The 26,443-nt window shown below is 68.4% G+C and carries 20 protein-coding genes; 7 read left to right on the top strand and 13 right to left on the bottom strand.

The features are described from left to right. Positions 1 to 4 precede the first annotated feature (4 nt). The 4 genes from tsaB to BM372_RS01380 all read right to left on the bottom strand — a co-directional run bounded on the left by tsaB (position 5) and on the right by BM372_RS01380 (position 4,024). On the bottom strand, positions 5 to 676 hold the full coding sequence (tsaB, locus tag BM372_RS01365) for a tRNA (adenosine(37)-N6)-threonylcarbamoyltransferase complex dimerization subunit type 1 TsaB (RefSeq protein ID WP_090950821.1): 672 nt from the start codon (positions 674 to 676) through the stop codon (positions 5 to 7). Further along, complete coding sequence (gene tsaE / locus BM372_RS01370) at positions 676 to 1,374, bottom strand: tRNA (adenosine(37)-N6)-threonylcarbamoyltransferase complex ATPase subunit type 1 TsaE (protein WP_371261700.1); 699 nt, start codon at positions 1,372 to 1,374, stop codon at positions 676 to 678. Before tsaE ends, tsaB begins: the two co-directional genes overlap by 1 nt. Positions 1,375 to 1,388: 14 nt before the next feature. Continuing rightward, the gene (gene alr, locus BM372_RS01375) at positions 1,389 to 2,609 is read right to left on the bottom strand and encodes an alanine racemase (protein WP_090950826.1); all 1,221 of its coding nucleotides are present in this window, start codon (positions 2,607 to 2,609) and stop codon (positions 1,389 to 1,391) included. 323 nt (positions 2,610 to 2,932) lie between these two features. Continuing rightward, the gene (locus BM372_RS01380) at positions 2,933 to 4,024 is read right to left on the bottom strand and encodes a carbohydrate kinase family protein (RefSeq protein WP_090950829.1); all 1,092 of its coding nucleotides are present in this window, start codon (positions 4,022 to 4,024) and stop codon (positions 2,933 to 2,935) included. Positions 4,025 to 4,148: 124 nt separating this feature from the next. On the opposite strand from BM372_RS01380, the gene BM372_RS01385 reads away from it, so the two are divergent. The 5 genes from BM372_RS01385 to BM372_RS21195 all read left to right on the top strand — a co-directional run bounded on the left by BM372_RS01385 (position 4,149) and on the right by BM372_RS21195 (position 9,838). Further along, positions 4,149 to 5,561, top strand: a complete 1,413-nt coding sequence (locus BM372_RS01385; protein ID WP_090950831.1) for a family 4 glycosyl hydrolase — start codon at positions 4,149 to 4,151, stop codon at positions 5,559 to 5,561. A gap of 129 nt (positions 5,562 to 5,690) precedes the next feature. Further along, the gene (gene mshA / locus BM372_RS01390; RefSeq protein ID WP_090950833.1) at positions 5,691 to 6,956 is read left to right on the top strand and encodes a D-inositol-3-phosphate glycosyltransferase; all 1,266 of its coding nucleotides are present in this window, start codon (positions 5,691 to 5,693) and stop codon (positions 6,954 to 6,956) included. An 84-nt stretch (positions 6,957 to 7,040) separates the two neighbouring features. Further along, positions 7,041 to 8,774: a formate--tetrahydrofolate ligase gene (locus tag BM372_RS01395; protein ID WP_090950835.1), complete on the top strand. Its 1,734-nt coding sequence runs from the start codon at positions 7,041 to 7,043 to the stop codon at positions 8,772 to 8,774. A gap of 408 nt (positions 8,775 to 9,182) precedes the next feature. Next, positions 9,183 to 9,452: a hypothetical protein gene (locus BM372_RS21190; RefSeq protein ID WP_371261684.1), complete on the top strand. Its 270-nt coding sequence runs from the start codon at positions 9,183 to 9,185 to the stop codon at positions 9,450 to 9,452. A 32-nt stretch (positions 9,453 to 9,484) separates the two neighbouring features. Further along, on the top strand, positions 9,485 to 9,838 hold the full coding sequence (locus BM372_RS21195; RefSeq protein WP_371261685.1) for an endonuclease domain-containing protein: 354 nt from the start codon (positions 9,485 to 9,487) through the stop codon (positions 9,836 to 9,838). Between the two features lie 92 nt (positions 9,839 to 9,930). On the opposite strand, the gene BM372_RS01405 is transcribed toward BM372_RS21195, so the two are convergent. The 8 genes from BM372_RS01405 to glmS all read right to left on the bottom strand — a co-directional run bounded on the left by BM372_RS01405 (position 9,931) and on the right by glmS (position 22,902). After that, a complete protein-coding gene (locus tag BM372_RS01405) occupies positions 9,931 to 11,016 on the bottom strand; it encodes an inositol-3-phosphate synthase (RefSeq protein WP_090950838.1) in 1,086 nt (361 codons plus the stop codon). A 175-nt stretch (positions 11,017 to 11,191) separates the two neighbouring features. Next, positions 11,192 to 12,229, bottom strand: coding sequence for an L-glyceraldehyde 3-phosphate reductase (gene mgrA, locus BM372_RS01410; protein ID WP_090950841.1), 1,038 nt, complete (start codon positions 12,227 to 12,229; stop codon positions 11,192 to 11,194). 51 nt (positions 12,230 to 12,280) lie between these two features. Next, positions 12,281 to 14,056 (bottom strand): malto-oligosyltrehalose trehalohydrolase, encoded by a 1,776-nt coding sequence (treZ, locus tag BM372_RS01415; protein ID WP_090950844.1) that lies wholly within the window; start codon positions 14,054 to 14,056, stop codon positions 12,281 to 12,283. Between the two features lie 59 nt (positions 14,057 to 14,115). After that, positions 14,116 to 16,461, bottom strand: coding sequence for a malto-oligosyltrehalose synthase (treY, locus tag BM372_RS01420; protein WP_090950846.1), 2,346 nt, complete (start codon positions 16,459 to 16,461; stop codon positions 14,116 to 14,118). After that, complete coding sequence (glgX, locus tag BM372_RS01425; protein WP_090950849.1) at positions 16,458 to 18,905, bottom strand: glycogen debranching protein GlgX; 2,448 nt, start codon at positions 18,903 to 18,905, stop codon at positions 16,458 to 16,460. Before glgX ends, treY begins: the two co-directional genes overlap by 4 nt. 90 nt (positions 18,906 to 18,995) lie before the next feature. Further along, on the bottom strand, positions 18,996 to 20,582 hold the full coding sequence (locus tag BM372_RS01430) for a bifunctional ADP-dependent NAD(P)H-hydrate dehydratase/NAD(P)H-hydrate epimerase (protein WP_090950851.1): 1,587 nt from the start codon (positions 20,580 to 20,582) through the stop codon (positions 18,996 to 18,998). Positions 20,583 to 20,657: 75 nt separating this feature from the next. Next, a complete protein-coding gene (locus tag BM372_RS01435; protein ID WP_090950853.1) occupies positions 20,658 to 21,005 on the bottom strand; it encodes a holo-ACP synthase in 348 nt (115 codons plus the stop codon). 4 nt (positions 21,006 to 21,009) lie between these two features. Beyond that, a complete protein-coding gene (gene glmS / locus BM372_RS01440) occupies positions 21,010 to 22,902 on the bottom strand; it encodes a glutamine--fructose-6-phosphate transaminase (isomerizing) (RefSeq protein WP_090950856.1) in 1,893 nt (630 codons plus the stop codon). 168 nt (positions 22,903 to 23,070) lie between these two features. Here glmS and coaA point away from each other — a divergent pair, with 168 nt between their 5' ends. After that, complete coding sequence (coaA, locus tag BM372_RS01445; RefSeq protein WP_090950859.1) at positions 23,071 to 24,036, top strand: type I pantothenate kinase; 966 nt, start codon at positions 23,071 to 23,073, stop codon at positions 24,034 to 24,036. A gap of 5 nt (positions 24,037 to 24,041) precedes the next feature. Then, a complete protein-coding gene (locus BM372_RS20580; RefSeq protein WP_177235847.1) occupies positions 24,042 to 24,992 on the top strand; it encodes a M15 family metallopeptidase in 951 nt (316 codons plus the stop codon). A gap of 22 nt (positions 24,993 to 25,014) precedes the next feature. Here the strand turns inward: BM372_RS20580 and glmM are convergent, their stop codons facing one another. After that, positions 25,015 to 26,376, bottom strand: coding sequence for a phosphoglucosamine mutase (gene glmM, locus BM372_RS01455; RefSeq protein ID WP_090950865.1), 1,362 nt, complete (start codon positions 26,374 to 26,376; stop codon positions 25,015 to 25,017). Positions 26,377 to 26,443: the final 67 nt, after the last annotated feature.

Genomic DNA, 26,443 nt, shown 5'->3' on the forward strand with positions numbered 1-26,443 from the left:
GCGCTCACAGGGCACGCTTCCGGGGTCCGGGCACCTGGGCGTCCGACTCGCGCAGGTACAGCGGCGTGGAGTCCAGCAGCTGCTCCCCCGCCTCCAGCCGGGCGAGGGCGAACTGGCCCAGCGAGAGCGCCTCGGGCTGCCGGGTGCTGAATTCGGCGACGGCCTTGACGACGTCGGAGTACATCCCGGCTCCGGCGCCGTAGACGGGCAGCTCCGGCAGGTCCGCGGCGAATCCCACGTGCGGGCCGTCGGCCAGGTGCGGCAGCTGCGCATCGGAGAAGGTATACCGGGCCCAGTACACCTCCTTGCGGCGCGCGTCCGTGGCCACAATGAACTCCGCGGCCGAGTCGGTGGATTCGGCCACTTCCAGGGCGATCGCGTCCAGGCTCATGACGCCGTAAAGCGGCTTGTTCCAGACGAAGGCGAGGGTGCGGGCGGTCACGATCCCGGAGCGCAGTCCCGTGAACGGTCCGGGACCGACGCCGGTGACAATTGCGTCGACGTCGTGCCCGCTGACGCCGGCGTCGGCCAGCAGGGCGTCGATCCCCGGGGCCAGGACCTCCGCGTGCGTGCGCGTGTCCTCGGTGGCGAAGCTGGCCAGCACGGATTCCGGGGTTTCATCGGAGACCAGCGCAGCACTGGCGACGGCGGAGGTGTCGATGGCGAGAATCAGCATCAGGAGTTCCGTTCCGGGGTCTGGGGTGTGGTCGCCGATGTAGTCGCCGGATGGGGCTGGCTTCCGGGGCGCGGTTCACTTCCGGGCCGGGGTCCGCTTCCGGGAATGCGGCCGGCGCCCAGGGCGGCGGGCGGCTCGGCCCAGCGCGGGCCGAAGCCGCGGACCACCACGGTGCGCGGTTCGTCGTCGTCGTCCGTGTCGAAATCCAGCACGCTGGAGTGGGCAGCGGGATCGACGGCGTGGCCGGTGGCGGGCACGCCGTCGGCGCCTCCCCGGCTGCGGTGGAGTTCCACCTCCAGCCGGCTCTCGCTCAGGTGTTCAACCCGGCCGCGGCCCCACTCGACCACCGTCACCGCGCTGTCCATGGTGTTTTCAAGATCGATGTCATCGATTTCGGCGGCCGACTCCAGCCGGTAGGCGTCCACGTGCACCAGGTCCGGCCCACCTGGGCGGGGTCCGTCCGCCAGGTTGGGGTGGATGCGCACCAGGACGAACGTCGGAGAAATGATGCCGGGCCGGACGCCCATCCCCTCGCCCAGCCCCTGCGTGAAGGTGGTCTTCCCGGCGCCCAGTTCGCCGGTAAGGACCAGCAGGTCGCCGGGCTCCACGACGGCGCCCAGCGCGGCCGCGAGCTCGTGCGTCTGGGCAGCGGTCAAGACCTCGATGCTCCGTTCCCACACGGGCCCGTTCCCAGGCACCTTCTCGGGCCCGTTCACGGGCGCTCTTCGCCGGTGTCGGGTTCTTCGTTGAGGTAGCGGCGCGGCACCCGCGGGCTGATCCGGGTGACGATCTCGTAGTTGTTGGTGCGGGCGGCCCGAGCCCAGTCGTCGGCCGTGGGTCCGCCGTCGGCGCCGTCGCCGAACAGCACCGCCTCGGCCCCGAGGATGCTCCGCCCTCCGGCCGCCACGTTGCGGGGACCGAGGTCGATGACCATCTGGTCCATCGCTATGCGCCCTACCACCGGATAGTTCACGCCCTCGACGCGGACCGGGCCGCCGGTGGCGATGCGCGGCACGCCGTCGGCATAGCCCAGCGGGATGAGCCCGAGGGTGCTGACCCCCTCCGTGTGGTAGTTCAGCCCGTAGGAAACACCCTGGCCGGCGGGCACGTCCTTGCAGTGCGAAACCACTGTGCGGACGGTCATGGCCGGGCGCAGCCCGAGCTCGGACGGGCTTTGCCCTTCGAAGGGCGACAGCCCGTAAAGGCCCAGCCCCACGCGGACCAGGTCAAAATGCGTATCCGGCCGGGAGAGGGTGGCCGGGGTGTTGGCCAGGTGCCGGACTTCCGGGTCCACTCCGGCGTCCTGGGCGACGGCGAGGATCTGGCGGAACACGGCAAGCTGCTCGTCGGTTTCGGGGCGTTCGGGCTCGTCGGCGACCGCGAGGTGGGAGAAGATCCCCACCACCCGCAGCAGTCCCTGGTCCTGGTATTCCATGGCTTCACCCACCAGGCTGTCCCAGGCGTCAAGGGGGGCGCCGTTGCGGCCGAGCCCGGTGTCGACTTTCAGGTGGATGCGGGCGGGCCGTTCCTGCTCGCGGGCGGCGGCAACGATCCGGTCCAGTTCCCACCCCGAGCAGCCGATGTCGATTCCGGCGGCCACAGCGGCGGCGAAGTTGCTGTCCGGAGTGTGTAGCCAGGCCAGCAGCGGCGCCTCGATCCCGGCCGCGCGCAGGGTCAGGGCCTCAGAAATGTGGGCGACGCCCAGCCAGCTGGCTCCCGCGCCGAGGGCCGCCCGGGCCACCTGGATTGCACCGTGCCCGTAGGCATCGGCCTTGACCACGGCCATGATTTTGGCGGGTGAGGCCACCGCCGCGAGATGGCGGACGTTGTGCCGGATGGCGTCGAGGTCGATCACTGCCGAGCGCTCCTCCGCGCGGACCGGCGCTGCCGACGAACCGGGAGGAAAATCGCCTGTTGATACTTGGTAAGTCACCTAACGATTCTAGGCGCGGCGCCGCGGGCCGAATAATCCGCCTGCCCGCCCCGCCACTGGACATGCCCTCCCTCCCCGCGGGACATGCTCATTCCTCGCGGCCAGGACCGCCCACAACGGGTACCTGCCCACTCCTTAACCCAGGGGGAGGACATGTCCAGTGGTACCCGCGAATGTGGCCCGGTCTGATCCAGTACCCGCGGTGGGACATGCTCATTCCTCGCGGCTAGGCACGCCCACAACGGGTACCTGCCCACTCCGTAGCCCAAGGGGAGGACATGTCCAGTGGTCCAGGAAACCCGGTAGGCCCTTCCGGGACTCAGCTATGCGTCGGAGAGGTGCGCGATGGTCGCCGACGCCCGCCGCTGCGCACCGGGGGGAACATCGCGCACGATCTCGGCCAGGAAACCGTAGCGGCGCAGCCACTGGCTGCCCTGGCGTTCCTTCCGGGCGTTGGCCCGCTGCCACCAATCGGCGAGGTCACCCCAGCCGGGCGCCGCGAGCGAGCCGCCAACCTCCTGCACGGCCAGGGCGGCGCACAGGTTGGCGAAGCGGAGCCGGTCTCCGAGCGGCCAGCCGGCCAGGCAGCCCACGATGAACGCGGCTCCGAAGCAGTCACCGGCCCCGGTGGGATCGTAGGCCCGGACAGGCAGGGACGGGACCCACTCCTCCTCCCCCGTTTCAGAATCCACGGCCATGGACCCCTGCGGGCCGAGCGTGACCACCGCCACGGGAACTTTGTCCGCGAGGGAGTACAGGGCGGACCAGGGATCGTCGCGGCCCGTGAAGGCCATGGCTTCGCGCTGGTTGGGCATGAACGCGTGGAAGTGCTGCAGGTTGTCCAGCCGGGCGGGGGCCCACACGCCGGTGGGGTCCCAGCCGACGTCGCCGAAGAGCCGGACGCCGTTCTTGTGCGCCTCGAGGGCCCAGGGTTCCAGTTCCTCCCCCAGTTCCGCCACGGCTGCGAGCGCCGGGGGCGGACAGCCGACCAGTTCGGTGGTGGACACCGGCGCCGGGTGGCCGTGCGTCACCATGGAGCGGTCTTTCTCGACGCTCAAGGACACGGTGACGGGCGAGTGCCAGCCCGGCACCCGCCGGGACAGGGAAAGGTCCACGTGCTCCTGGCCGGCCAGGATCTTCCAGTTGTAGTCACCGTAGCCGTCGTCGCCGAACACGGCGGCCAACCCTGTCCGCAGTCCGAGCCGGGACGCGGCAATGGCCTGGTTGGCGACACCGCCCGGGCAGCTGCCCATCCCATCGCTCCAGATTTCCGTTCCGGGCTGGGGTGCGTGCGGCAACCCGGTAAAGATGATGTCCTGGAAGACGGTGCCGGTCAGGAAGAGGTCGAGCCCGCCCGCCGCCGTGCTGCGGACGGCAGACAGCGGGTCAAACCGCCGCGTCGGGATCGGGTCCATATATGGCAGGTTACGCTGTACCGCTGTCGAGGGAAACCGTGGGGAGAAGCGCAAGGCCGGTGCGCCGTCCCCGTGGAACCGCTTCAGACGCAACGGCCGGATCTGCGGAGAATAGACTGTCCGGATGCGGCTCACAATCGTCGGCGGGGGCGGGTTCCGGGTCCCGCTGATCTACCGGGCGCTCGCCGCCGGCCCCTTCGCGGGACTGGTGCGGGAGCTGGTGCTGTACGACGTCGACGCCGGCCGGCTGGCTGCCATCGAGGCAGTCCTGGCGTCCCTGGCCCTGCAGGATCCGCCGGGCCCGGGCCCCCGGGTCCGGGCCGTGTCCGCCCTTTCCGAGGCCCTCGAGGGTGCGGACATGGTTTTCGCCGCCATCCGGCCCGGGGGGACCGCGGGACGGATTGCCGACGAACGGATCGCCCTGGACCTGGGGCTTCTGGGGCAGGAAACCACCGGGGCCGGCGGCATCTCCTACGCTCTGCGGTCCATTCCGCCGATGCTGGCTCTAGCCGCGGACATGCGCAGCCGTTGCCCCGGAGCCTGGCTGCTGAACTTCACCAACCCGGCCGGCATAGTCACCGAGGCCCTGGTCCCCGTACTCGGGCAGCGGGTGATCGGGATCTGCGATTCCGCCGGCGGGCTGGTGCACCGTGCCGCGCGGGCCGCCGGCGCCGCGCTGCCGGAAGGGAGGCTCGACGGCGTCGGCTACTACGGCCTGAACCACCTGGGCTGGCTGTACCGCCTGCAGTCCGAGGGCCGGGACGCGCTGCCGGAACTGCTGGCGGACCCGGCGGCGCTCGCAGAATTCGAGGAGGGCCGGTTGTTCCCGCCCGCGCTGCTCGCCGGGCTTGGCTGCCTGCCGAATGAGTACCTCTTTTACTACTACGAGACCGAACGCGCGCTTGCCGGCATGCGCGGCGCGGGCCTGACCCGGGGTGAGTCCATCGCACGGCAGCAGGCCGAACTGTATCCCCGGCTGGCGGCCGCCGGGCCGCAGGCCTTTGCGCTGTGGGAGGCCGCCCGCCGGTCCCGCGAGGAGGGCTATCTCGCGGAGGCGCGCGGCGCGGGCGAACATCGGGACGAGACCGACCTCGCCGGCGGCGGTTATGAACGGGTGGCTCTGGCGGCCATGCGGGCCCTGTCCGGCGGCGGCCCGGCCGACCTGATCCTCAATACGGTCAACACCCTCCCCGGTCCGGACGGGAACGCCGACGGGAACACCACTGGGTCCCCGGCGCCGGCGATCCCGGGGCTGCCGGCGGACGCCGTCGTCGAGATTCCCTGCCGGGTGACGACCGACGGCGCCGTGCCGCTCCCGCAGGATCCCCCGGGACCGGCGCAACTGGGTCTGATGCGCCGCGTCAAGGACGTCGAGCGGCTCGTCGTCGAGGCGGTTACCACCGGGTCCCGGGACGCCGCCCTGGCCGCGTTCGCCAGGCATCCGCTCGTGGATTCGGAGGTCCTGGCCGGCAAACTGCTCGCCGGATACGAGGCCGCGTTCCCGGGGCTGGGTCACCTGTGGCGCGGCCGGCCGTAGCGGCCGCGCTCCGGGATCGCCCGGCACGCGGGGCCCCGTGCGAAACAGACTGAGGAACGGCCTGTGAACCGGCCGCCACTTCAGGAGTAGTGTTTTATCGAAGCGCAGTCTGCAGAGGAAAGGGGAACCGTGTCGCTGATCCGTCGCGTCGCCTTCCTTTCCCTGCACACCTCACCCATGGAGCAGCCCGGCTCCGGGGACGCCGGCGGAATGAACGTCTACGTCCGGGCGCTGGCGGCGGCCCTCGCCGAGACGGGCGTGGAAGTCGAGATCTTCACGAGGTCCACCTCGGCCTCGCAGCCCGCCGTCGAACACCCCTCCCCTGGGGTGTGCGTCCACAACGTCCTCGCCGGTCCGCCGCGGAAGCTGCCCAAAGAGGAGCTCCCGGAGCTGTTGCACAGCATGGTTGCCGAGATCGACCGGATCCGGCACCTCCAGCCGCACGGCCGGTACGACGTCATCCATTCGCACTACTGGGTGTCCGGGGTGGCCGGGCTGGAACTCGCCGAACTCTGGCGGCTGCCCCTCGTGCACACCATGCACACCATGGCCAAGGTCAAAAACCAGCTCCTCGAATCCGGCGAACAGCCCGAACCGCGGCGGCGTGAGGACGGCGAGCACCGCATTGTCGACGGCGCCGCCCGGCTCATCGCCAATACCGGCACCGAAGCGGCGGAGCTGGCCTCGCACTACAACGCCGACGTCGACCGCATCGACGTCGCACCGCCGGGCGTGGACCTGGCAATCTTCACGCCGTCGTTCAGGAACCGCGCACGGGCCGGGCACGGCATCGCCCCGGGCAAGTTCCATCTGCTGTTCGCGGGCCGGATCCAGCGGCTCAAGGGCCCGCAGATCCTGATCAAGGCCGCGGCGCTCCTGCGGTCCCGGCGCCCCGACATCGACCTGCAACTGACCATCCTGGGTGCGGTCAGCGGGGCAAAGGACTTCAACCTCAAGGCGCTGATCAGAGCCGCCGGAATGGACGACGTCGTCACCCACCACCCGCCGGTCGACGCCGCGGAGCTGGCCGGCTGGTACCGTTCGGCCGACGTCGTAGTGATGCCCTCCTACAGCGAGTCTTTCGGCCTGGTGGCTCTGGAGGCCCAGGCCTGCGGGACGCCCGTGCTCGCCACGAAAGTCGGCGGGCTGTCCCGGGCCGTCAGGGACGGGTTCACGGGCATGCTGGTCGAGGGGCACAAGGCCGGCGACTGGGCTGACGCCCTCGAAGCACTGTTCGACGACCCCCAGACACGCACCGACATGGGGCGCGCCGCCGCGCGCCACGCCCAGGATTTCGGCTGGCAGCGCACCGCCGCAATCACGCTGGAGAGCTATCACACCGCCGTGAGCCAGTATTTTGGCAACCTGACCCTCCCGGTGGCCCACGCACCCTGAACCCCCCTCCCGGCGCCGGACCGGCACACGGGACAGGCATACGCGACCGGCAACACCCACGACGCCCCGAGCCAAAGGACAACGATGTCTGAGACCACCACCCCCGGGAACAACGTACCCAGCGACCTGGAGATTGCCCGGCAGGCAGTCATCAAGCCGATCGAGGAGATCGCGGCGGCGGCCGGCATCAATTCCGACGCGCTGGAGCTCTACGGACCCTACAAGGCAAAGATCGATCCGGCGAAGCTTACCGCCGCCGCGGACGCCGCCGCTGGAGTCCCGGGCCGCCCGGGACGAACCCCCGGCAGAGTGGTCCTGGTCTCGGCGATGTCCCCTACCCCGGCGGGCGAGGGCAAGTCCACCTTAACGGTCGGGCTCGCCGATTCGCTGGCCCGTGCCGGGCACAGAGTGATGGTCGCGCTGCGCGAACCCTCGCTCGGGCCCATCCTCGGCATGAAGGGCGGCGCCACCGGCGGCGGCTACTCCCAGGTGCTGCCGATGGACCAGATCAACCTGCACTTCACCGGGGACTTCCACGCCATCACCTCGGCGAACAACGCCCTCATGGCGCTCGTTGACAACCACATCTTCCAGGGAAACGAGCTCAACATCGATCCCCGCCGGATGACGTTCAAGCGGGTCCTGGACATGAACGACCGGTCACTGCGCGAGGTCGTCATCGGACTCGGCGGTCCGGCCCAGGGCATTCCGCGGCAGGACGGCTTCGACATCACCGTGGCTTCGGAGATCATGGCGGTCTTCTGCCTCGCCACGGACCTCGACGACTTGCGCGAGCGGCTGGGGCGGATCACGTTCGGGTACACGTACGACCGCCGGCCCGTCACCGTGGCCGATCTCGGCGTTCAGGGCGCCCTGACCCTGCTGCTCAAAGAAGCGATCAAGCCCAACCTCGTGCAGACCATCGCCGGCACCCCGGCTCTGGTCCACGGCGGGCCCTTCGCCAATATCGCGCACGGCTGCAACTCCCTCATCGCTACCCAGACGGCCCGCAGCATCGCGGACATCGTCGTCACCGAGGCGGGCTTCGGGGCGGACCTCGGTGCCGAGAAGTACATGGACATCAAAGCCCGGATGGCCGACGTCGCCCCCTCCGCTGTCGTGATCGTGGCCACCGTGCGGGCGCTCAAGATGCATGGCGGCGTCGTGAAGGACCGGCTCAAGGAACCCGATGTGGAGGCCCTTGCCGCCGGCGTCGCGAATCTTCAGCGCCATATCCGGAACGTCGAGAAGTTCGGCATCACCCCGGTCGTCGCCATCAACAAATTCGCCACCGACACCGCCGAGGAGCTGGACTGGCTGCTGCAGTGGTGCGCGGCCGAGAACGTCCAGGCCGCGGTGGCCGACGTCTGGGGCCGCGGCGGCGGCGGTGACGGCGGTGATGAGCTCGCGGCGAAAGTTGCTGCCGCGATGGACACCCCGCGAAGCTTCCGGCACCTGTACCCGCTGGACATGTCCGTCGAGGACAAGATCCGGACCATCGTGCAGGAAGTCTACGGCGCCGACGGCGTGGACTTCTCCGTGCCCGCGCTCAAACGGCTCGCGGAGATCGAGAAGAACGGCTGGTCCGGGATGCCCGTGTGCATGGCGAAGACCCAGTACTCCTTTAGCGACGATGCCTCCCTGCTCGGCGCGCCCAAAGGCTTCATCATCCATGTCCGGGACCTCATTCCCAAGACCGGCGCCGGGTTCATCGTGGCCCTGACCGGCGCGGTCATGACCATGCCTGGCCTGCCCAAGGTCCCGGCAGCGATGCGCATGGACGTCGACGCAGCCGGCAACCCCGTCGGCCTCACTTAACCCGGTTGCGCTATCACTTGTGGCTGCCATTTCCCCCGAATATCGGCGAATGGCGACCACAAGTGATAGCGCATCGGAGGCTTGTGGATAACGGGAGCGGGGATCCGTCGATCGGATCAGAATGGTCGGCATGCACCCACCAGCGGCCCTGCCAGCCCACCTCGCCTCAGCCCCGTTCACCGTCTACGAGGCGCGGGCTGCCCGCCTGGGCCGGTCGCGGCTCCGTGCGTCCGATCTCGCGGCGGCCGGCCGGTTGCTCTATCTGCCCACCAGCTGGGAGTTCGAACTTCGTAGCCTGCCCGTGCCCTGTCAGCCGCGACGCCGGGCGCGTGGATTTCGCACCTCACGGCCGCGGCGTTGCTGGGGCTCTAGCTTCCGTCATGGTTTCGTGGCTGCCGGGAACTGCATGTGAGCAAACCCAATACTCTGCCACCGGTCCGGCGTGCGGGTGTGGTGGGGCATACCGTCCTCGCGTTCGACGACGAACTCATGATCTGGGACGGAATCCGGATTTCAACGTCTGCCAGAACCTGGTTGGACCTTGCCCGCATCCTGCCGCTGGAGGACCTGGTGGCAGTGGGCGACCAATTGGTGCGACAACCCCGCCATGAGCTGGAGGGCCGCCAGCATCAGCTCCAGGAGCTGTTCCGTGGGCAACGCTTCCCCACCTCACGGTAATGCTCACACGGCACCCGAAACTCAAAGGAATCGTGAAAGCGCGTCAGGCCCTGGAACTCATACGGCCCGGCTCCGATTCCGCACCCGAAACGTTTCTGCGACTGGCACTGACTGCTGCCGGGTTGCCGGAACCCGAGTTGCAGGTCCGGGTTGTGCCGGGCGACCCCCACTCCCCCGCTGCGGACCTGGGCTACCGGAAACAAAGGGTGGCAATCCAGTATGACGGCGGGCACCACCTGACGCGTGAACAGCAGTCCCGGGACAACCGCCGCGACGAGTCCTTCAATGCCGCCGGGTGGCGCTATTTCAAGTTCAACGCCGACGACCTTGCAGGAGACTTCCGGGGCGCGGTTCAAAGAGTGCGGGCCGCCCTTCGCACCCTTTAACCCCCGGTTGCCCTATCACTTGTGGCGCTCAAACCAGAGGTTTGGGGACCATAAGTAATAGGGCAACCGGGGGGGAAGGGGGGCCGGGAGGGTTAGCGCTCCAGGTCGCCGCGGATGAAGGCCTCGACCTTTTCACGGGCGAGGTCGTCGTTGAACTGCTCCGGCGGGGACTTCATGAAGTAGCTCGACGCCGACACCAGCGGGCCGCCGATGCCGCGGTCCAGGCCGATCTTGGCGGCGCGGATGGCGTCGATGATCACGCCCGCGGAGTTGGGCGAGTCCCAGACTTCGAGCTTGTATTCCAGCGACACGGGGGCGTCACCGAAGTTGCGGCCCTCGAGGCGCACGAAGGCCCATTTGCGGTCATCGAGCCACTGGACGTAGTCCGACGGGCCGATGTGGACGTCCTTGGCGGCGAGCTCGGCCTCGACGTTGGAGGTGACGGCCTGGGTCTTGGAGATCTTCTTGGACTCGAGGCGGTCGCGCTCCAGCATGTTCTTGAAGTCCATGTTGCCGCCGACGTTCAGCTGGTACGTACGGTCCAGGGTGACACCGCGGTCCTCGAACAGCTTGGCCATCACGCGGTGCGTGATGGTGGCGCCAATCTGGCTCTTGATGTCATCGCCCACGATCGGCACGCCGGCCGCGGTGAACTTGTCAGCCCACTCCTTGGTGCCGGCAATGAAGACGGGCAGGGCGTTGACGAACGCCACGCCGGCGTCGATCGCGCACTGGGCGTAGAACTCGGCAGCTTCCTGGGAGCCGACCGGCAGGTAGCAGACCATGACGTCAACCTTGGCGTCCTTGAGGGCCTGGACTACGTCGACCGGCTCCGCCGGGGACTGCTCGATGGTCTCGAGGTAGTACTTGCCGAGGCCGTCCAGGGTGTGGCCGCGCTGGACGGTCACACCGGTCGGGGGGACGTCGGCGATCTTGATGGTGTTGTTTTCGCTGGCCAGGATGGCAGCGGAGAGGTCCTGGCCTACTTTCTTGCCGTCGACGTCGAACGCGGCGACGAACTCGACGTCGCCGACGTGGTACTGGCCGAACTCCACGTGCATCAGGCCCGGAATCGTGGCCTGGGGGTCGGCATCCTTGTAGTACTGGACGCCCTGGACCAGCGAAGCGGCGCAGTTACCTACGCCGACGATTGCAACACGAATCGGATGTGAAGACACGGAACTCCTTTTGAGCAGGGTGACCGGCGCGGCCGCACTCTGGTGTACTGCATCAGTTGTGCGGGCGGCTGGCGGACACGGCGCCGTAAGGCGCCCTTAGTAGTCTAGCTAACAGCGCCGGGGCCGCGGTTGTTCCCTGCGGCCCCGGCTCTTATGTGTCAGGCGAGGGGGCGGGCTACTTCTGGGCCCACAGGTTGATGTCGGATTCGACGGCGAACTCATCGATCGCGCCGATCTCGTCGGCCGTGAACTCCAGATTGTTGATCGCGGACAGCGTGTCCTCCAGCTGCCGGACGCTGGACGCCCCGACCAGCGCGGACGTCACGGACGAGCCCTTGCCCTGCTCGCGCAGGATCCAGGCGATCGCCAGCTGCGCCAGCGTCTGCCCGCGGCCCTCGGCGATCCGCTGCAGCCCGCGGACGCGGGCCAGGTTCTCATCGCTGATCATGCCTTCGTCCAGGGACTTGCCCTGCGCGGCCCGCGAGTCGGCCGGGATGCCCTTCAGGTAACGGTCGGTGAGCATGCCCTGCGCCAGCGGCGAGAACGCGATGGACCCGGCGCCCACCTGTTCCAGCGCCTCGTAGAGGTTCGGGCTGCCGTTCTCGGTCCAGCGGTTCAGCATGGAGTAACTGGGCTGGTGGATCAGCAGCGGGGTGCCGAGGTCCTGGAGGATCCGCGCCGCTTCGAGGGTCTGTTCCGCGGTGTAGGACGAAATGCCGGCGTAGAGCGCCTTGCCGGAACGCACGGCCTGGTCCAGGGCGCCCATGGTCTCCTCCAGCGGCGTCTCGGGGTCCGGCCGGTGGCTGTAGAAGATATCCACGTACTCCAGCCCCATCCGGCCCAGCGACTGGTCCAGGCTGGCCAGCAGGTACTTCCGGGAGCCGAAGTTGCCGTAGGGGCCCGGCCACATGTCGTAGCCGGCCTTGCTGGAGATGATCAGTTCGTCCCGGTACGGTGCGAAGTCGTCCTTGAGGTGGCGGCCGAAGTTGGTTTCGGCGCTGCCATAGGGCGGTCCGTAGTTGTTGGCGAGGTCGAAGTGGGTGACGCCCAGATCGAAGGCGCGGCGCAGGATGGCGCGCTGGACCTCGAACGGCTTGTCATCGCCGAAGTTGTGCCACAGGCCCAGGGAAATGGCCGGGAGTTTCAGCCCGCTGCGCCCCACGCGGCGGTAGGGCATCGCGTCATAGCGGGTCTCGGCTGCCGTATACGTCATGCGTTCTATCCTTCTTGAGTTCCTGGGAACCCTCGGGTCCCGGGGAATCCCTTAGTTCGTGAGAATCGCGGCGCTGTGGCCGGGGAGGATTAGCTGGCCGGCGGACCCGCCGGACTCAAGCCGAACGCCGTCGTCGGTGGCCAGGGCGAGGGAACCCCCGCGGACGGCCACCTGCCTCGCCTCGGCGGAGAAGTTCAACGCCACTTCGGTGCGGCCACGGCGCAGCACCAGCCAGCCCTCGTCCTCGCTGACGACGGCGCCCGTGTCCTCGAAACCGGGCTCTGTCAGGTCCGGCGTCTTGCGGCGCAGCGCGATCAGCGCCCGGTACAGATCCAGGAGACGGGCGTGCTCCCCCTCCGCGGCCTCGGCCCAGTTGAGTTTGGACCGGCTGAAGGTCTCGGGGTCCTGCGGATCGGGCACGACGGCGGGGTCCCAGCCCATGCGCTCGAACTCCTTGATCCGGCCTTCTGCCGTGGCCTTGCCTAGTTCCGGCTCCGGGTGGGAGGTGAAGAACTGCCACGGGGTGCTGGCCCCGTATTCCTCGCCCATGAACAGCATGGGCGTGAACGGCGAGGTCAGGGTGGCGACGGCGGCCAGGGCGAGCTGGCCGTAGCCCAGGGTCTGCGAGAGCCTGTCCCCGGTGGCCCGGTTGCCGATCTGGTCGTGGTTCTGGCTGCACACCACCAGCGCGGCGGGGTGCACCCGGGCCGGGTCGATGGGCCGGCCATGGTGGCGGCCCCGGAAGCTGGAGTAGCTGCCGTCGTGGAAGAATCCGCCTTCCAGGACCTTGGCCAGCGCCCCGAGCGAGTCAAAGTCGGCGTAGTAGCCGGTGGCCTCGCCGCTGACGTTGACGTGGACGGCGTGGTGGAAGTCATCGCTCCACTGCCCGGCCAGCCCGTAGCCGTTAACGTCCCGCGGGTAGAGCAGGCGCGGGTTGTTCAGGTCCGACTCCGCGATCAGCGTGGCCGGGCGCCCGGTCTCCGCGGAAATTTCATCCGCGAGGGCGCCGAAGTCCTCCAGCAGGTGCACGGCGCGCTCGTCCTTGAAGGCATGCACGGCGTCCAGCCGCAGGCCGTCCACATGGTAATCCCGCAGCCACATCGCGGCGTTGTCCAGGATGTAGCGGCGGACCTCGTCGGAGTCCGGCCCGTCCAGGTTGACGGAGTCGCCCCACGTGTTGCCCTCCCCCGACTTCAGGTAGGGCCCGAACCGCGGCAGATAGTTTCCGCTGGGGCCCAGGTGGTTGTAGACCACGTCCTGGATGACGCCAAGGCCGGCGGCGTGGGCGGCATCCACGAAGCGCTGGTACGCGGCGGGACCGCCGTAGCCTTCGTGCACTGTGTACCAGAGCACGCCGTCGTAGCCCCAGTTGTGGGTGCCGTTGAACCCGTTGACCGGCAACAGCTCCACGAAATCGACGCCAAGCTCCGCCAGGTACTGCAGTTTCCCGGTCGCGGCGTCCAGCGTTCCCTCGGGGGTGAAGGTACCCACGTGGAGTTCATAGATGACCGCGCCCTTGAGCTCGCGCCCGCCCCACTGTCCGTCCGCCCACTGGTGGCTCCCGGCGTCGAACGTGCGGGAGAGCGCGTGCACGCCCTCGGGCTGGCGGCGGGAACGCGGGTCCGGCAGCGGCGTGGAGTCCCCGTCCACCAGGTAGCCGTAGTCCACGTCGCCGGAGGCCGGTGCCCCGGCCGCGGTCCACCAGCCCTCCCGCTCGGCGCCGGCGCGCGCCATCGGATAGTGCACCCCGTCAGCGAGGAGCGTGACCGCCCCTGCTTTCGGTGCCCAGAGATCAAAACGTTCGCTTCCGTGTGCAGGCGAAGTCATGGCATTCTTCCGTTCCCCAAGTCGGTTTTGTCAGGTTTGCTCGGTTTTGTCAGGTGTGCTCAGGCCGTCGGCACCAGCAGGGCCACCGGGTAGGCGGCCAGTATGTCTGCCACCTTCACGGTGCCCGGGCCGAAGGCGTTGCCGGTCAGTTCATCCACCACGGCGCCGCCGAGGCGGACCACGGTGTCCTGCCAACCGCCGCGCTGTTCGAGCCCGCGGGGCAGCCGGGTGGCCAGCGTCAGCGCGCCGGGAGCGCCTGAGTCCGGTGCGCCGCGGTCAAACGCGAGCAGGTGCGCCGCCGCCGGGCCCGTGGCCACAACCGGAGCGTAACCGGTGAACAGCTCGGGCCGGTCCCGCCGCAGGCGCAGGGCGCGCGAGGTGACGAGGAGTTTGGCCGAGTCGTCCAGGAACAACGCCGGACGCTCGCCGGCGTCGAGCGCGGCAAGGGCGCGTTGGCGCGCACCGAAGTCGAACGGCCGCCGGTTGTCCGGATCCGTCAGTGACCGGTCCCAGAATTCCGTGCCCTGGTACACGTCAGGCACCCCCGGCATGGTGAGCTGGACCAGCTTGGCCGACAGGGCGTTGGAGGCGCCGTACGGCTCAAGCAACGACACGAGGTCTTCGAGTTCCGCGCGGACGGCGGGATCATCGAACGCAGCGTCGACGGCGGCGGCCAGCTTCTGCTCGAAATCCCGGTCGGGGTCGATCCAGTTCGTCGAGTTGCCGGCTTCCCGTGCGGCCTTTTGGGCGTAGGACTGCAGTCGGTCGCGGTCCGCCGGCCAGACCCCGGCGAGCGCCTGCCACAGGAGGTTGGCCAGGGGGCCGTCGGGCAGAGGCGCCAGCTTCTGCAGCCGCCGCAGGGAGGCCTGCCACTCCGGCGCCAGCTCCGCGAGGACCGAGATCCGGGCGCGGGTGTCTTCGCTGCGCTTCGTGTCGTGGGTGCTCAGCGTCGTCATGGACAACGGGATCTCGGCCTGGCGCCGCGCCATCCGGGCGTGGAACTCTTCGGGCGCTATGGCGAATTCCGTGGGCTCGGCGCCCACTTCGGTCAGCGTACCCAGCCGGGTGTAGCGGAAGAACGCCGTGTCCTCGACGCCCTTGGCCATGACCATGCCGGAGGTCTGCTGGAACCGGCGTCCCAGCTCCGCCTCGGGCTCGAGCCCGGCGTCAAGCAGCAGCGGCAGCAGCAGCCGGATGGCGCGGTCCAGTTCCGGCCGGCGGCCCGCCGCGAGTTCGCAGGCTTCCTTAAGGACATCCGCCCCGTCCGGCAGGTAGCTGCGGTACACCGGAAAGGCCGCGATGATCTCGGACAGCGCATCCGCCGCCTCGTCTTGGGCTAACCCGGCATCGGCGGGCACCAGCCGCGCCAGCCGGAGCACTTCCGAATGCAGGATCCCGTCGGTAATGCGGCGCTTGGTGCCCCGGATCATCTCTTCGTAGTCCGCGGCCTGCCCGTCGCGCAGTTCAGTGTCGAGGGCATCGAGGACCGCCTGGCCGCCGGCGTCCACAAACACCCGGTCCACGTCCGCGAGGGCGTCGTAGCCGGTGGTCCCGTCGCAGTCGAAACCGGACGGAAGCTGCTCCCCCGGCTCCAGGATCTTCTCAATCAGCACATAGCTGCCGCCCGTGGCCTCCAGCAGCCGGCGCAGGTAGCCTGCCGGATCGGCGAGCCCGTCCGGGTGGTCGATCCGCAGGCCGTCGGCAAGGCCCTCGCGGAACCAGCGGAGAACCTCCGCGTGGGCTTCATCAAAGACCTCGGGAAGCTCTACCCGGATTCCGGCCAGACTGTTGACGGCGAAGAACCGGCGGTAGTTCAGCTCATTGTCGGCCCGTCGCCAGCCGACCAGCTCGTAATGCTGCCGGTCGTGGACCTCGCGCGGGTCATCGCCCGTGGAGTCACCTACGGTGTACGTCCCCTCGGCGAGGGGAAAGCGGTGGTCGTAGTAGCGCAGCTCGCCGTCGCGGATCTCCAGGGAGTCCACGTCCGAGTCGTCGCCCAGCACAGGAATCCGGACGCGGCCGCCGCCAAAGTCCCAGTCGACGTCGAACGCCTGGGCATAACGCGACTGCCGCCCCTCCTTCAGGAGCGACCACCACCACGGGTTCTGCGCCGGAGTTGCGACGCCGACGTGGTTGGGCACGATGTCAATGAGAACGCCCATGCCCGCGGCCCGCGCGGCCTGGGATGCTGCCAGCAGCCCTTCCGCGCCGCCCCTTTCGGGGTCGACGGCGGACGGGTCGGTGACGTCGTAGCCGTGGTCCGAGCCCCGCTCCGCCGTCAGGATCGGCGAGAGGTAGATCCAGTCCACGCCCAGCGATTTCAGGTAGGGCACGATCTCCGCGGCGTCCTGCAGCGTGAAGCCGGAGCGGATCTGCAGACGGTAGGTCGAGACAGGCGTCCTCATGATGCCGGTCCCTTCTTGGTCCGGGGCTTCTTGGCAGGGGCGGCCTTTGCGTCCTTGGCCTTCGAATCCTTGGCCGCCGAGTCCTTGGCGGAGCCGTCCTTCGCCGGGGCGGCCTTCGCAGGCTTCTCCTCGGCCGGGGTCTGCGCGGTAGCCTCGGGTTCGCCGGCCGGCTTCTCCGCTTCCGGCTCAGCCGGTTTCTCGGCTTCCGCCTCCGCCGGCTTCTCGGCTTCGGCCTCCGCGGGCTTCTCCGCGGCAGCCTCCTGCGCAGCCTCAGCCTCGGAGACCTCTGCCATGGCAGCCAAGGACGCGGCGGCGGAGTAGTCCACCTCCACCTCCGGGCCCGAGTAGGCGCGCAGGACCACCATCGATTTAGCCGCCAGCGTCAGGACGTGTCCTGCCTTGAGCGGTTCGGTGGTCTCGCCGGTGGCGGCGGTGTCCACTAGGAGGTCCCAGAAGGGTGAGTACTCCTCGGCCGGGAGCAGGAACTCCACGTCGCCGTCATGGGCGTTGAAGGCCAGCAGGAAGCTGTCGTCGGTGATGCGGCGCCCGCGTGAATCCTGTTCCTGGATGCCGTGGCCGTTGTAGAACACGCCGATGGTCCGGCCGAAGCCGCTGTCCCAGTCCTCGGGCAGCATTTCCTTGCCGTCGGTGTTCAGCCAGACGATGTCCGGCAGTTTCTCGCCTTCGCCGCGGCGCACCGGCCGGCCGTCGAAGAAGCGGCTGCGCCGGAAGGTGGGGTGGTCGCGGCGGATCTTGTTGACCATGGACGTGAACTCCACCAGGGGCTGGTCCATGGTTTCCCAGTGCACCCAGCTGAGCTCGGAATCCTGGCAGTAGGTGTTGTTGTTTCCCTGCTGGGTCCGGCCCAGTTCGTCGCCGTGCAGGATCATCGGGACGCCCTGCGATAGCAGCAGGGTGGCGATGAAGTTGCGCTGCTGGCGGGCGCGCAGGGCGAGCACCTTGTCATCGTCCGTGTCGCCTTCGGCCCCACAGTTCCAGGACCGGTTGTGGGACTCGCCGTCGTTGTTGCCTTCGCCGTTGGCGTCGTTGTGCTTCTCGTTGTAGGACACGAGGTCCCGCATCGTGAAGCCGTCATGGGCGGTCACGAAGTTGATGGAGGCCACCGGGCGCCGGGCAGAGCTCTCGTAGAGGTCGGCGGACCCGGTCAGCCGCGAGGCGAACTCGCCCAGCGTGGACGGTTCCCCGCGCCAGAAGTCACGGACGGTGTCCCGGTATTTGCCGTTCCACTCCGTCCACTGCGGCGGGAAGTTGCCCACCTGGTAGCCGCCGGGACCGACGTCCCACGGCTCGGCGATCAGCTTGACCTGCGAGACGATCGGGTCCTGCTGGATGAGTTCGAAGAAGGTGGACAGCTTGTCCACATCGTAGAACTCCCGGGCCAGGGTGGAGGCGAGGTCGAAGCGGAACCCGTCCACGTGCATTTCCGTGACCCAGTACCGCAGGGAGTCCATGAGCAGTTGCAGGGAATGCGGGTGGCGGACGTTAAGCGAGTTTCCGGTGCCCGTGTAGTCCATGTAGTGCTTCTGGTCGCCGTCGACCAGGCGGTAGTACGCCGCGTTGTCGATGCCTTTGAAGGACAGGGTGGGTCCGAGGTGGTTGCCTTCGGCGGTGTGGTTGTACACCACGTCCAGGATCACTTCGATGCCGGCCTTGTGCAGGTCGCGCACCATGGCCTTGAATTCCTGGACCTGGTGTCCGACGTCGCCGGTGGAACTGTAGGTGTTCTGCGGGGCGAAGAAGCCGATGGTGTTGTAGCCCCAGTAGTTGTTCAGGCCCTTCTCCACGAGTGTGCCGTCATTGACGAACTGGTGGACGGGCATGAGCTCGATCGCCGTGACGCCGAGCTTCTGGAGGTGCTCGATGACCGCCGGGTGCGCGACTCCGGCGTAGGTGCCACGCTGCTCCTCCGGGACTTCGGGGTGCAGTTCGGTCAGGCCCTTGACGTGGGCTTCATAGATGACGGACTCGTGGTACGGGACGCGCAGCTGGCGGTCGTTGTCCCAGTCGAAGAACGGGTTGATGACCACGCCGTGCATGGCGTGGGGGGCCGAATCGGCGTCGTTCCGGGACAGCGGGTCGCCGAAGTTGTAGGAGAACAGCGCCGGGTCCCAGTCGATCTGCCCCTGGATAGCCTTGGCGTAGGGGTCCAGCAAAAGCTTGTTGGGGTTAAAGCGGTTCCCGCTGTCCGGATCGTAGGGGCCGTGGACGCGGTAGCCGTACTTTTGACCGGGCTGGATATGCGGCAGGTAGCAGTGCCATACGTACCCGTCCACCTCGGTGAGTTCGATCCGGGTTTCCGTCAGGTCATCGGCCAGGAGGCACAGTTCCACACGCTCCGCGCGTTCGCTGAACAGGGCAAAGTTGGTGCCGGTGCCGTCAAAAGTGGCTCCCAGCGGGTAAGCCGTTCCGGGCCAGACTTCCATTTGTTCTCCTCTTGGATGGCGGATGATCTCTAGACAGACTACTTGTAAGTAGGGTTAGCATTTGTCGCGAAACACTGGACGCGGTATTTGTTACACGTTTCGCAGCACCTCCCGGGCGGCTTCGGCGATGCCGCTTGCCGTGACCGGCCCGCCGCCTGAGGCCAGGACGCCGGCCCGGCCGTGCACGCTGGCCGCCATCGCGGCAATGGCCGCCCATCGTTCGTCGGGATCGATGCCCCGCTCCCCGAAGCGCCCGACGTCGGCACCCAGTTGCGCAAGCAGTGCACCAATGATTCCGGCCAAGACGTCGCCGCTGCCTGCCGTTGCGATCCAGGCCGTGCCGTCGGCCTGGCTGTAGAAATCCTGGAAGGGGGAAGCAACCAGGGTGGTTGCTCCCTTGAGCAGCACGGTGGCTTCTGTCAGGCTCGCGGCCTGCCGTGCGGCGCTGAGCGTGGATGCTTCTACCGCGGCCCGGTCCAAGTCAACGCCGAGGCGTTGCAGCAAGGCCGCCAGTTCGCCGGCGTGCGGCGTCAGGATGACTTGCGGGGCCAGCACATCAGGCAGGGCCGGCAGGGCGCCGGCGTCGGCGACCGTCGGCAGGCCCGAGTCTGCGGCGTCGCGGGCACGCTGGAGCTGGACCTCGTCGGAGTCATCCAGCCCCGGGCCCACGAGCCAGGCCTGGACGTGCGCATCGGCCACGGTCCCTGCACCGCACACAACCTCGGGGCACGCCTGGCGGACGAGGTCGGCGACATCCGGCGGCCCAAGGTAACGCACCATCCCGACGCCGGCCGCCAGGGCGCCCTTGCACGCCAGCACGGCCGCGCCGGGATAGGCAGCGGAGCCCGCGACCACCCCCAGCACGCCCCTGGTGTACTTGTGCGCCCGCCGCTGCGGGCGCGGGAGCAGGGCGGAAAGATCCCCGGCCTCCAACCGACGCAAGGCCGGCCAGGGGAGCGCTTCCTCGATCCCGATGGGAATGACACGGATGCTGCCTGCGAAGTCCGCGCCGGGGTCCGCGAGCAGTCCGGCCTTGGCGGCACCGAAGGTCACGGTCAGATCAGCGGCCAGGACAGGGGCATGGGCCTCCCCGGTGTCCGCGTCGACGCCGCTCGGGACGTCGCAGGCCACTACGAAGGCGGGCCGGGAGCGGTTCATGCCCACACGGTTCTGGGCCTCACGGTTCTGGTTTTCACGGTTCAGGTTTTCACGGTTCAGGGCCTCCACCAGCGCGGCGGCGTGCCCCCGCAGCCCGCCCTCGGCCCCGGTCCCAAGGACCGCGTCGATCACGACGTCGGAACTGGCGGCCAGCGCGGCGAGTTCGGCCACGTTGTCCCCGGCTAGGACCACCGCGTGTCCGCCGGCCTTCCGGAACGCAGCGAGCCCGGCCTCATGAGCGGCGCCGGCGGTGAGCACCGCCGTCGTCCGCATGCCGCGGCCGGCCAGCAGTGCGGCGGCGAAAAGCCCGTCGCCGCCGTTGTTGCCCTTGCCCACCAGCACCGCCACGCTGGAGCCGTACAGCCGCTGCCCGCGGCCGCGCAGGCCGCTGACGACGGCGTTGGCTAGGCCGTAGGCTGCCCGCTGCATAAGAACAGCGCCCGCACCGGAGCCCCGGACGTCGTCGAGATAAGGCTTCTCGGCCTCTCGAACCTGGGTTCCGGTGTAGGCGCTGATCATGGTTTCACTCCATTCGCGGTGCAGTCGCTGGGAAGTGCCTGGGGCGCAGGCCGGGGCTGTCCGGCCCGCCGGCGATCAACTTTCGGCGATAACCGTCGCTGTGGCGATCCCGCCGTCGTGGCTCATCGACAAGTGCCAGCGCTTGACGCCCTTGGACTCCGCAACGGCCAGCACGGTGCCCTTGACCTGGACTGTGGGGCCGTTCTGGTCCAGCCCGATCCAGCAGTCCTGCCAGTTCATGCCGGCCGGCGCGCCCAGCACCTTCGCCACAGCCTCCTTGGCCGCGAACCGGGCGGCGAGGGAGCGCGTGTTCAATTCCCGCTCGGCAGGCACGAACAGCCTGTCGCGCAGGCCAGGGGTACGCTCGAGCTGGCGCCCGAACCGGTCAATGTCTACGACGTCTACGCCAATGCCTACGATCATGGCGTTACTCTACGGTCACGCTCTTGGCCAGGTTGCGTGGCTGGTCCACGTCGTAACCCTTGGCCGAGGCGAGAGCGAGGGCGAAGATCTGCAGCGGAACCGTGGCGAGCAGCGGGGCCAGGAGCGTGGGGGTCTCCGGGATGTAGAAGACGTGCTCGGCGTAGGCCTTGACGGCCTCGTCCCCTTCTTCCGCGATGACGATCGTCTTGGCACCCCGGGCGCGGACCTCCTGGATGTTGGAGACCACCTTGGCGTGCAGCGAGTCGCGGCCGCGCGGGGACGGGACCACGACGAAGACCGGCTGGCCTTCCTCGATCAGGGCGATCGGGCCGTGCTTGAGTTCTCCGGCGGCAAAGCCCTCGGCGTGGATGTAGGCGAGCTCCTTGAGCTTCAGGGCGCCCTCCATCGCCACCGGGAAACCGACGTGGCGGCCTAGGAACAGCACGGACTTGGCGTCGGCCATGGACTGGCCAAGTTCCTTGATCTGGGCCTCGTTGTCGAGGATGCGCTGGATCTTGGCGGGGATCTTGCCCAAGTCGGCCAGAATGTCCTTGATCTCGCCCTGGAACTTGTTGCCGCGCAGCTGTGCCAAATAAAGGCCCAGCAGGTACGCGGCCGTGATCTGGGCGAGGAACGCCTTGGTGGAGGCCACGGCGATCTCCGGTCCGGCGTGGGTGTAGAGCACCGCGTCCGATTCCCGCGGGATGGTGGATCCGTTGGTGTTGCAGATCGAGACGGTCTTGGCGCCTTGTTCCTTGGCGTAACGGACTGCCATGAGGGTGTCCATGGTCTCGCCGGACTGGGAGATGGAGACGATCAGGGTGTTCTCGTCAACGATTGGATCCCGGTAGCGGAATTCGTGCGAGAGCTCCACCTCGGTGGGGATCCGGCACCAGTTCTCGATGGCGTACTTTGCCACCTGGCCGGCGTACGCTGAGGTGCCGCAGGCCAGGACGATGATCTTGTCCACGGTCTTGAGCAGTTGCGGATCGATGCGGAGTTCATCGAGGGTCAGTTTGCCGTGGATGTCGGAGCGGCCCAGCAGGGTCTGGAGCACGGCGTCGGGCTGGTCGTGGATTTCCTTTTCCATGAAGGAGGGGAAGCCGCCCTTTTCGGCGGAGGCCGGGTCCCAGTTGACTTCGTATTCCTTGCCCTGGGCGGGGGCGCCGTAGAAGTCCGTGATGTCGACGGCATCGGCGGTGATCGTGACGATCTGGTCCTGGCCCAGTTCCACCGCGCGCCGGGTGTAGTCGATGAAGCCGGAGACGTCGGAGCCGAGGAAGTTCTCTCCCTCGCCAAGGCCCACGACGAGTGGGGAGTTCCGGCGGGCTGCGACCACCACGTCTGGCTGGTCGGCGTGGACGGCGAGCAAGGTGAAGGCGCCTTCGAGCCGCTGGCAGGCGAGCTGCATGGCCCGGGTCAGGCCGCCCTTGGCTGCGTCACCGCCGAGCTGGTTGCGGTAAATGTCGCCGAGCAGTGCGGCCGCCACTTCGGTGTCCGTCTCGGACTGGAAAGTGACGCCCTTGGCCAGGAGTTCCTGCTTGAGCTCGGCGAAGTTCTCGATGATGCCGTTGTGGATCAGGGCCAGCTTGCCGCCGTCGGCCAGGTGCGGATGCGCGTTCTGGTCCGTCGGGCCGCCGTGGGTTGCCCAGCGCGTGTGGCCGATGCCCGTGAGCGACTCCGGCAGCGGTCGCGCCTCCAGCTCGGAGATGAGGTTGTTCAGCTTGCCGGACTTCTTCCGGGAAGAAATAGTGCCGTCAGCGACCACCGCAATGCCCGCGGAGTCGTAGCCGCGGTATTCCAGGCGCCGCAATCCTTCGAGGACAACGTCCAAGGCGTTGTGTCCAGCATTTACCCGGCCATCTGAGTGGCCCACATATCCAACGATTCCACACATGGACTCAAGCCTAGCGGGTTTCCCGGAGGCAGGACGTGGGACAGGGCCGTTTCGCGCGTCCGGGTGGGTGGCTGGTGCCGGCACGCCTCGGGGCTGCGGAGCGTCCATCGCGGCTCCCACCGGCCCGTCCATTTCGCTCTCGGCGCCGTGAAGGGCAGAATCTCAGGTGTGACTTTGCAACGCAACGAAGCGACCGGGGAAGGTGTATCCCCGTTCGTGGAGCTGGACCGGCAGACCTGGTCCCGGCTCGCTGCCCAGATGGAGCAGCCCCTCAACGAGGAGGACGTGTTCCGCCTGCGTGGCCTCGGCGACCCCCTCGACATCAAGGAAGTGCGGGAAGTCTATCTGCCCCTGTCCCGCCTCCTGCACCTCTACGTGGAGGCGGCCGGTCAGCTGCACGCGGCCACCACCACCTTCCTCGGCGAGACTACGCAGCGCACGCCGTTTGTGATCGGTGTGGCGGGTTCGGTGGCCGTGGGCAAGTCCACCATCGCCCGCGTGCTGCGGGAAATGCTCCGGCGTTGGCCGGGCACCCCCAACGTGGAGCTCATCACCACTGATGGATTTCTCTATCCGCTGGCGGAGCTCAAGCGCCGGCAGTTGCTGGAGCGCAAGGGTTTTCCGGAGTCCTACGACCGGCGCGCCCTGCTGCGCTTCGTGAGCGAGATCAAGGGCGGCGCCGAGGAAGTCCGTGCCCCGTGGTATTCCCACGTCACCTACGACATCGTCCCGGGCAAGGAAGTAGTGGTGCGCCGGCCGGACGTGCTGATTGTTGAGGGACTGAATGTCCTGGCCCCGGCGCGGCCGCGGCACGATGGCCGGCAGGGCCTCGCCCTCAGCGATTTCTTCGACTTCTCCATTTACGTTGACGCCAAGACGTCCTATATCGAGGAGTGGTACGTGGACCGCTTCCGCAAATTGCGTAGCACAGCCTTCGCCCAACCCGAATCCTACTTCCACCGCTACGCCACGCTCTCCGATGCCGAGGCCGAGCAGACAGCCCGTGAGATCTGGAAGCGCATCAACGAGCCCAACCTCGAGGAAAACGTCCTTCCTACCCGGGGCCGGGCACAGCTGGTTCTCACCAAGGAAGCCGACCATTCCATCCGGCGGATGTTGCTGAGGAAGGTCTAGCACGCATGTGCCACAACGGTTCGGACGAGACCTCTGGATGGCAGCCAGCCGGCCAGGCGGGCGGCTGCGAAACGAGCCGCCGGGCTTTCGGGCGTTTCCTCGTGGCGGGCGCTGGCCTCGCGGCCCTGAGCGCCTGCACCCCCGACCAGCCTGCCGCGCCCTCGGGCGCGCCAGGGCCCACACCGGGCCCCGGCAGTTCCACGCCGACGGCCGCGGCTTCAGCGTCAGAGTCCGCAGCCGGGACGCCGCCCGCACCGCAACAGAGAAGTCCGTCGTCGGCGCCCCCGACGCCCGCGGCTCCCCCCGCCGCTGCGGCGTCCGCAACACCGCCATCAGCCGCGGCACCGGGACGGCAGCATTCACTCTCGGACCCCACCAGCCCCTGGGTGGTGGTCAACAAGCACCGGCCGCTCTCCCCCGCCACCTTCGTGCCGCCGGACCTGGTCCGGCCGGGCGTCCGGCTGGTCACCTCCGGGGAGGCGGCGCTGCTGAACAGCACGACGGCGGCCGCGGCGGAACGGATGTTCGCTGCCGCGGCCGCGGCCGGCGTCATCATCACCCTGGCCAGCGGCTACCGCTCGTTCGCGACCCAAAAAGTCACCTACAGCGGCTGGGTGAGGGCGCAGGGGCAGGCAGCGGCGGACACTGCCTCCGCCCGGCCGGGTTATTCCGAGCATCAGACGGGCTGGGCGTTCGATATCGGCGACGGCAGCGGAGCGGACGCTTTCCAGCCCAATTTCCGCTCCCGGCCGGCGGCCTTATGGGCAGCGGCGCAGGCCCACCGTTTCGGCTTCGTCGTGCGATATCCCTGGACGTTCCACGAAATCACCGGCTATTTTTACGAACCTTGGCACCTGCGTTATATCGGCATCGAGGCGGCAACGGACATGTTGTCCCGCGGCATCGCCACCCTGGAGCAGTACTTCGGCCTGGAAGCCGCGCCGGGCTACCGGTAGGCTGCCGGAACCTCCCCGGGTGCTAGTCGGCGACGAGCGCCAGGGCCAGTTCGGTCCGGACCACCTGGGCCAGGCGCTCCGCGACGTCCTGGGCGGTGTCTTGATCTCCGGCTTCAACCATCACGCGCACCACGGGCTCAGTGCCAGAGGGCCGCAGCAGGACCCGTCCGGTGTCGCCGAGCTCGGCTTCGGCGCGGGCAACGGCTTCGGCTACGGCCGCGTCGTCCTTAACTCGGGCGCGGTCCACGCCCTTGACGTTGATGAGGACCTGGGGAAGCTTCGTCATGACCGTTGCGAGGTCCTTGAGCGAGCGGCCGGTGAGGGCCACCTGGGCTGCCAGCTGCAAACCGGTGAGCACACCGTCGCCGGTGGTCGCGTGGTCGGCAAAAATGACATGTCCGGACTGCTCTCCGCCCAGGCTGAACCCGCCGTCGCGCATCTCCTCGAGTACGTAGCGGTCCCCCACGCCGGTTTCGCGCAGGCTGATCCCGGCCTCGCGCAGGGCGATCTTCAGGCCGAGGTTGCTCATCACGGTGGCCACGAGAACATCATCTTTGAGCTTCCCGGAGGCTTTGAGTGCGAGGGCGAGGATCGCCATGATCTGGTCGCCGTCCACCTCGTTCCCTTCGTGGTCCACGGCGAGGCAACGATCGGCGTCGCCGTCGTGGGCGATGCCAAGGTGCGCCCCGTGCTCGACGACGGCGCGTTTGAGCGGGCCAAGGTGTGTGGAGCCGATGCCGTCGTTGATGTTGAGGCCGTCCGGCTCGGCGCCGATGACGACCACATCCGCGCCAGCGTCCGCGAACACCTGGGGAGAACAGCCGCTGGCCGCGCCGTGGGCGCAGTCGAGGACCACCTTCAGGCCGTCCAGGCGGTGCGGGAGCGTCCCGAGCAGGTGCACGATGTAGCGGTCCTCGGCGTCGGAGAAGCGCTGGATGCGGCCCACCTCGCCGCCGACGGGCCGGACAGGCTCCTGGCCGAGCTGGGATTCGATGGCGTCCTCGACGTCGTCGGCGAGCTTCTGGCCACCCCGCGCGAAGAACTTGATGCCGTTGTCAGGCGCCGGGTTGTGCGAGGCGGAGATCATGACGCCGAAGTCGGCGTCCAGGTCCGCCACGAGGTAGGCGGCCGCCGGGGTTGGGAGCACGCCCGCGTCATAGACGTCGATGCCGGAACTCGAGAGGCCGGCCTCCACAGCGGCCGCGAGGAACTCGCCACTGGCCCGCGGGTCTCGTGCCACCACGGCGCGCGGCCGGTTCCCGGTTGCGTTTCGGTCATGGCCAAGTACGACGGCGGCGGCCTGAGCCAGCTGCAATGCGAGCTCGGCGGTCAGCAAACCGTTCGCCAAGCCCCGGACTCCGTCGGTTCCAAATAATCTAGACATCGGGTCAAGTTTAGTCGATGGCAGGGGTAAGTCCGATTTAAGCGGCGAAAGCCCGTCCCGCCGAGTG

Source organism: Arthrobacter sp. ov118 (genome assembly GCF_900116495.1).
Lineage (GTDB): Bacteria > Actinomycetota > Actinomycetes > Actinomycetales > Micrococcaceae > Arthrobacter.

What these genes read in the sequence shown, in the direction of transcription:
- tsaB (WP_090950821.1), bottom strand. Translation starts at nt 676, where the DNA reads ATGCTGATTCTCGCCATCGACACCTCCGCCGTCGCCAGTGCTGCGCTG.
- BM372_RS20580 (WP_177235847.1), top strand. Translation starts at nt 24,042, where the DNA reads ATGTGCCACAACGGTTCGGACGAGACCTCTGGATGGCAGCCAGCCGGC.
- BM372_RS01380 (WP_090950829.1), bottom strand. Translation starts at nt 4,024, where the DNA reads ATGGACCCGATCCCGACGCGGCGGTTTGACCCGCTGTCTGCCGTCCGC.
- mgrA (WP_090950841.1), bottom strand. Translation starts at nt 12,229, where the DNA reads ATGACGTATACGGCAGCCGAGACCCGCTATGACGCGATGCCCTACCGC.
- BM372_RS01395 (WP_090950835.1), top strand. Translation starts at nt 7,041, where the DNA reads ATGTCTGAGACCACCACCCCCGGGAACAACGTACCCAGCGACCTGGAG.
- glgX (WP_090950849.1), bottom strand. Translation starts at nt 18,905, where the DNA reads ATGGAAGTCTGGCCCGGAACGGCTTACCCGCTGGGAGCCACTTTTGAC.
- treY (WP_090950846.1), bottom strand. Translation starts at nt 16,461, where the DNA reads ATGAGGACGCCTGTCTCGACCTACCGTCTGCAGATCCGCTCCGGCTTC.
- glmS (WP_090950856.1), bottom strand. Translation starts at nt 22,902, where the DNA reads ATGTGTGGAATCGTTGGATATGTGGGCCACTCAGATGGCCGGGTAAAT.
- glmM (WP_090950865.1), bottom strand. Translation starts at nt 26,376, where the DNA reads ATGTCTAGATTATTTGGAACCGACGGAGTCCGGGGCTTGGCGAACGGT.
- BM372_RS01385 (WP_090950831.1), top strand. Translation starts at nt 4,149, where the DNA reads ATGCGGCTCACAATCGTCGGCGGGGGCGGGTTCCGGGTCCCGCTGATC.
- BM372_RS01430 (WP_090950851.1), bottom strand. Translation starts at nt 20,582, where the DNA reads ATGATCAGCGCCTACACCGGAACCCAGGTTCGAGAGGCCGAGAAGCCT.
- treZ (WP_090950844.1), bottom strand. Translation starts at nt 14,056, where the DNA reads ATGACTTCGCCTGCACACGGAAGCGAACGTTTTGATCTCTGGGCACCG.
- BM372_RS01435 (WP_090950853.1), bottom strand. Translation starts at nt 21,005, where the DNA reads ATGATCGTAGGCATTGGCGTAGACGTCGTAGACATTGACCGGTTCGGG.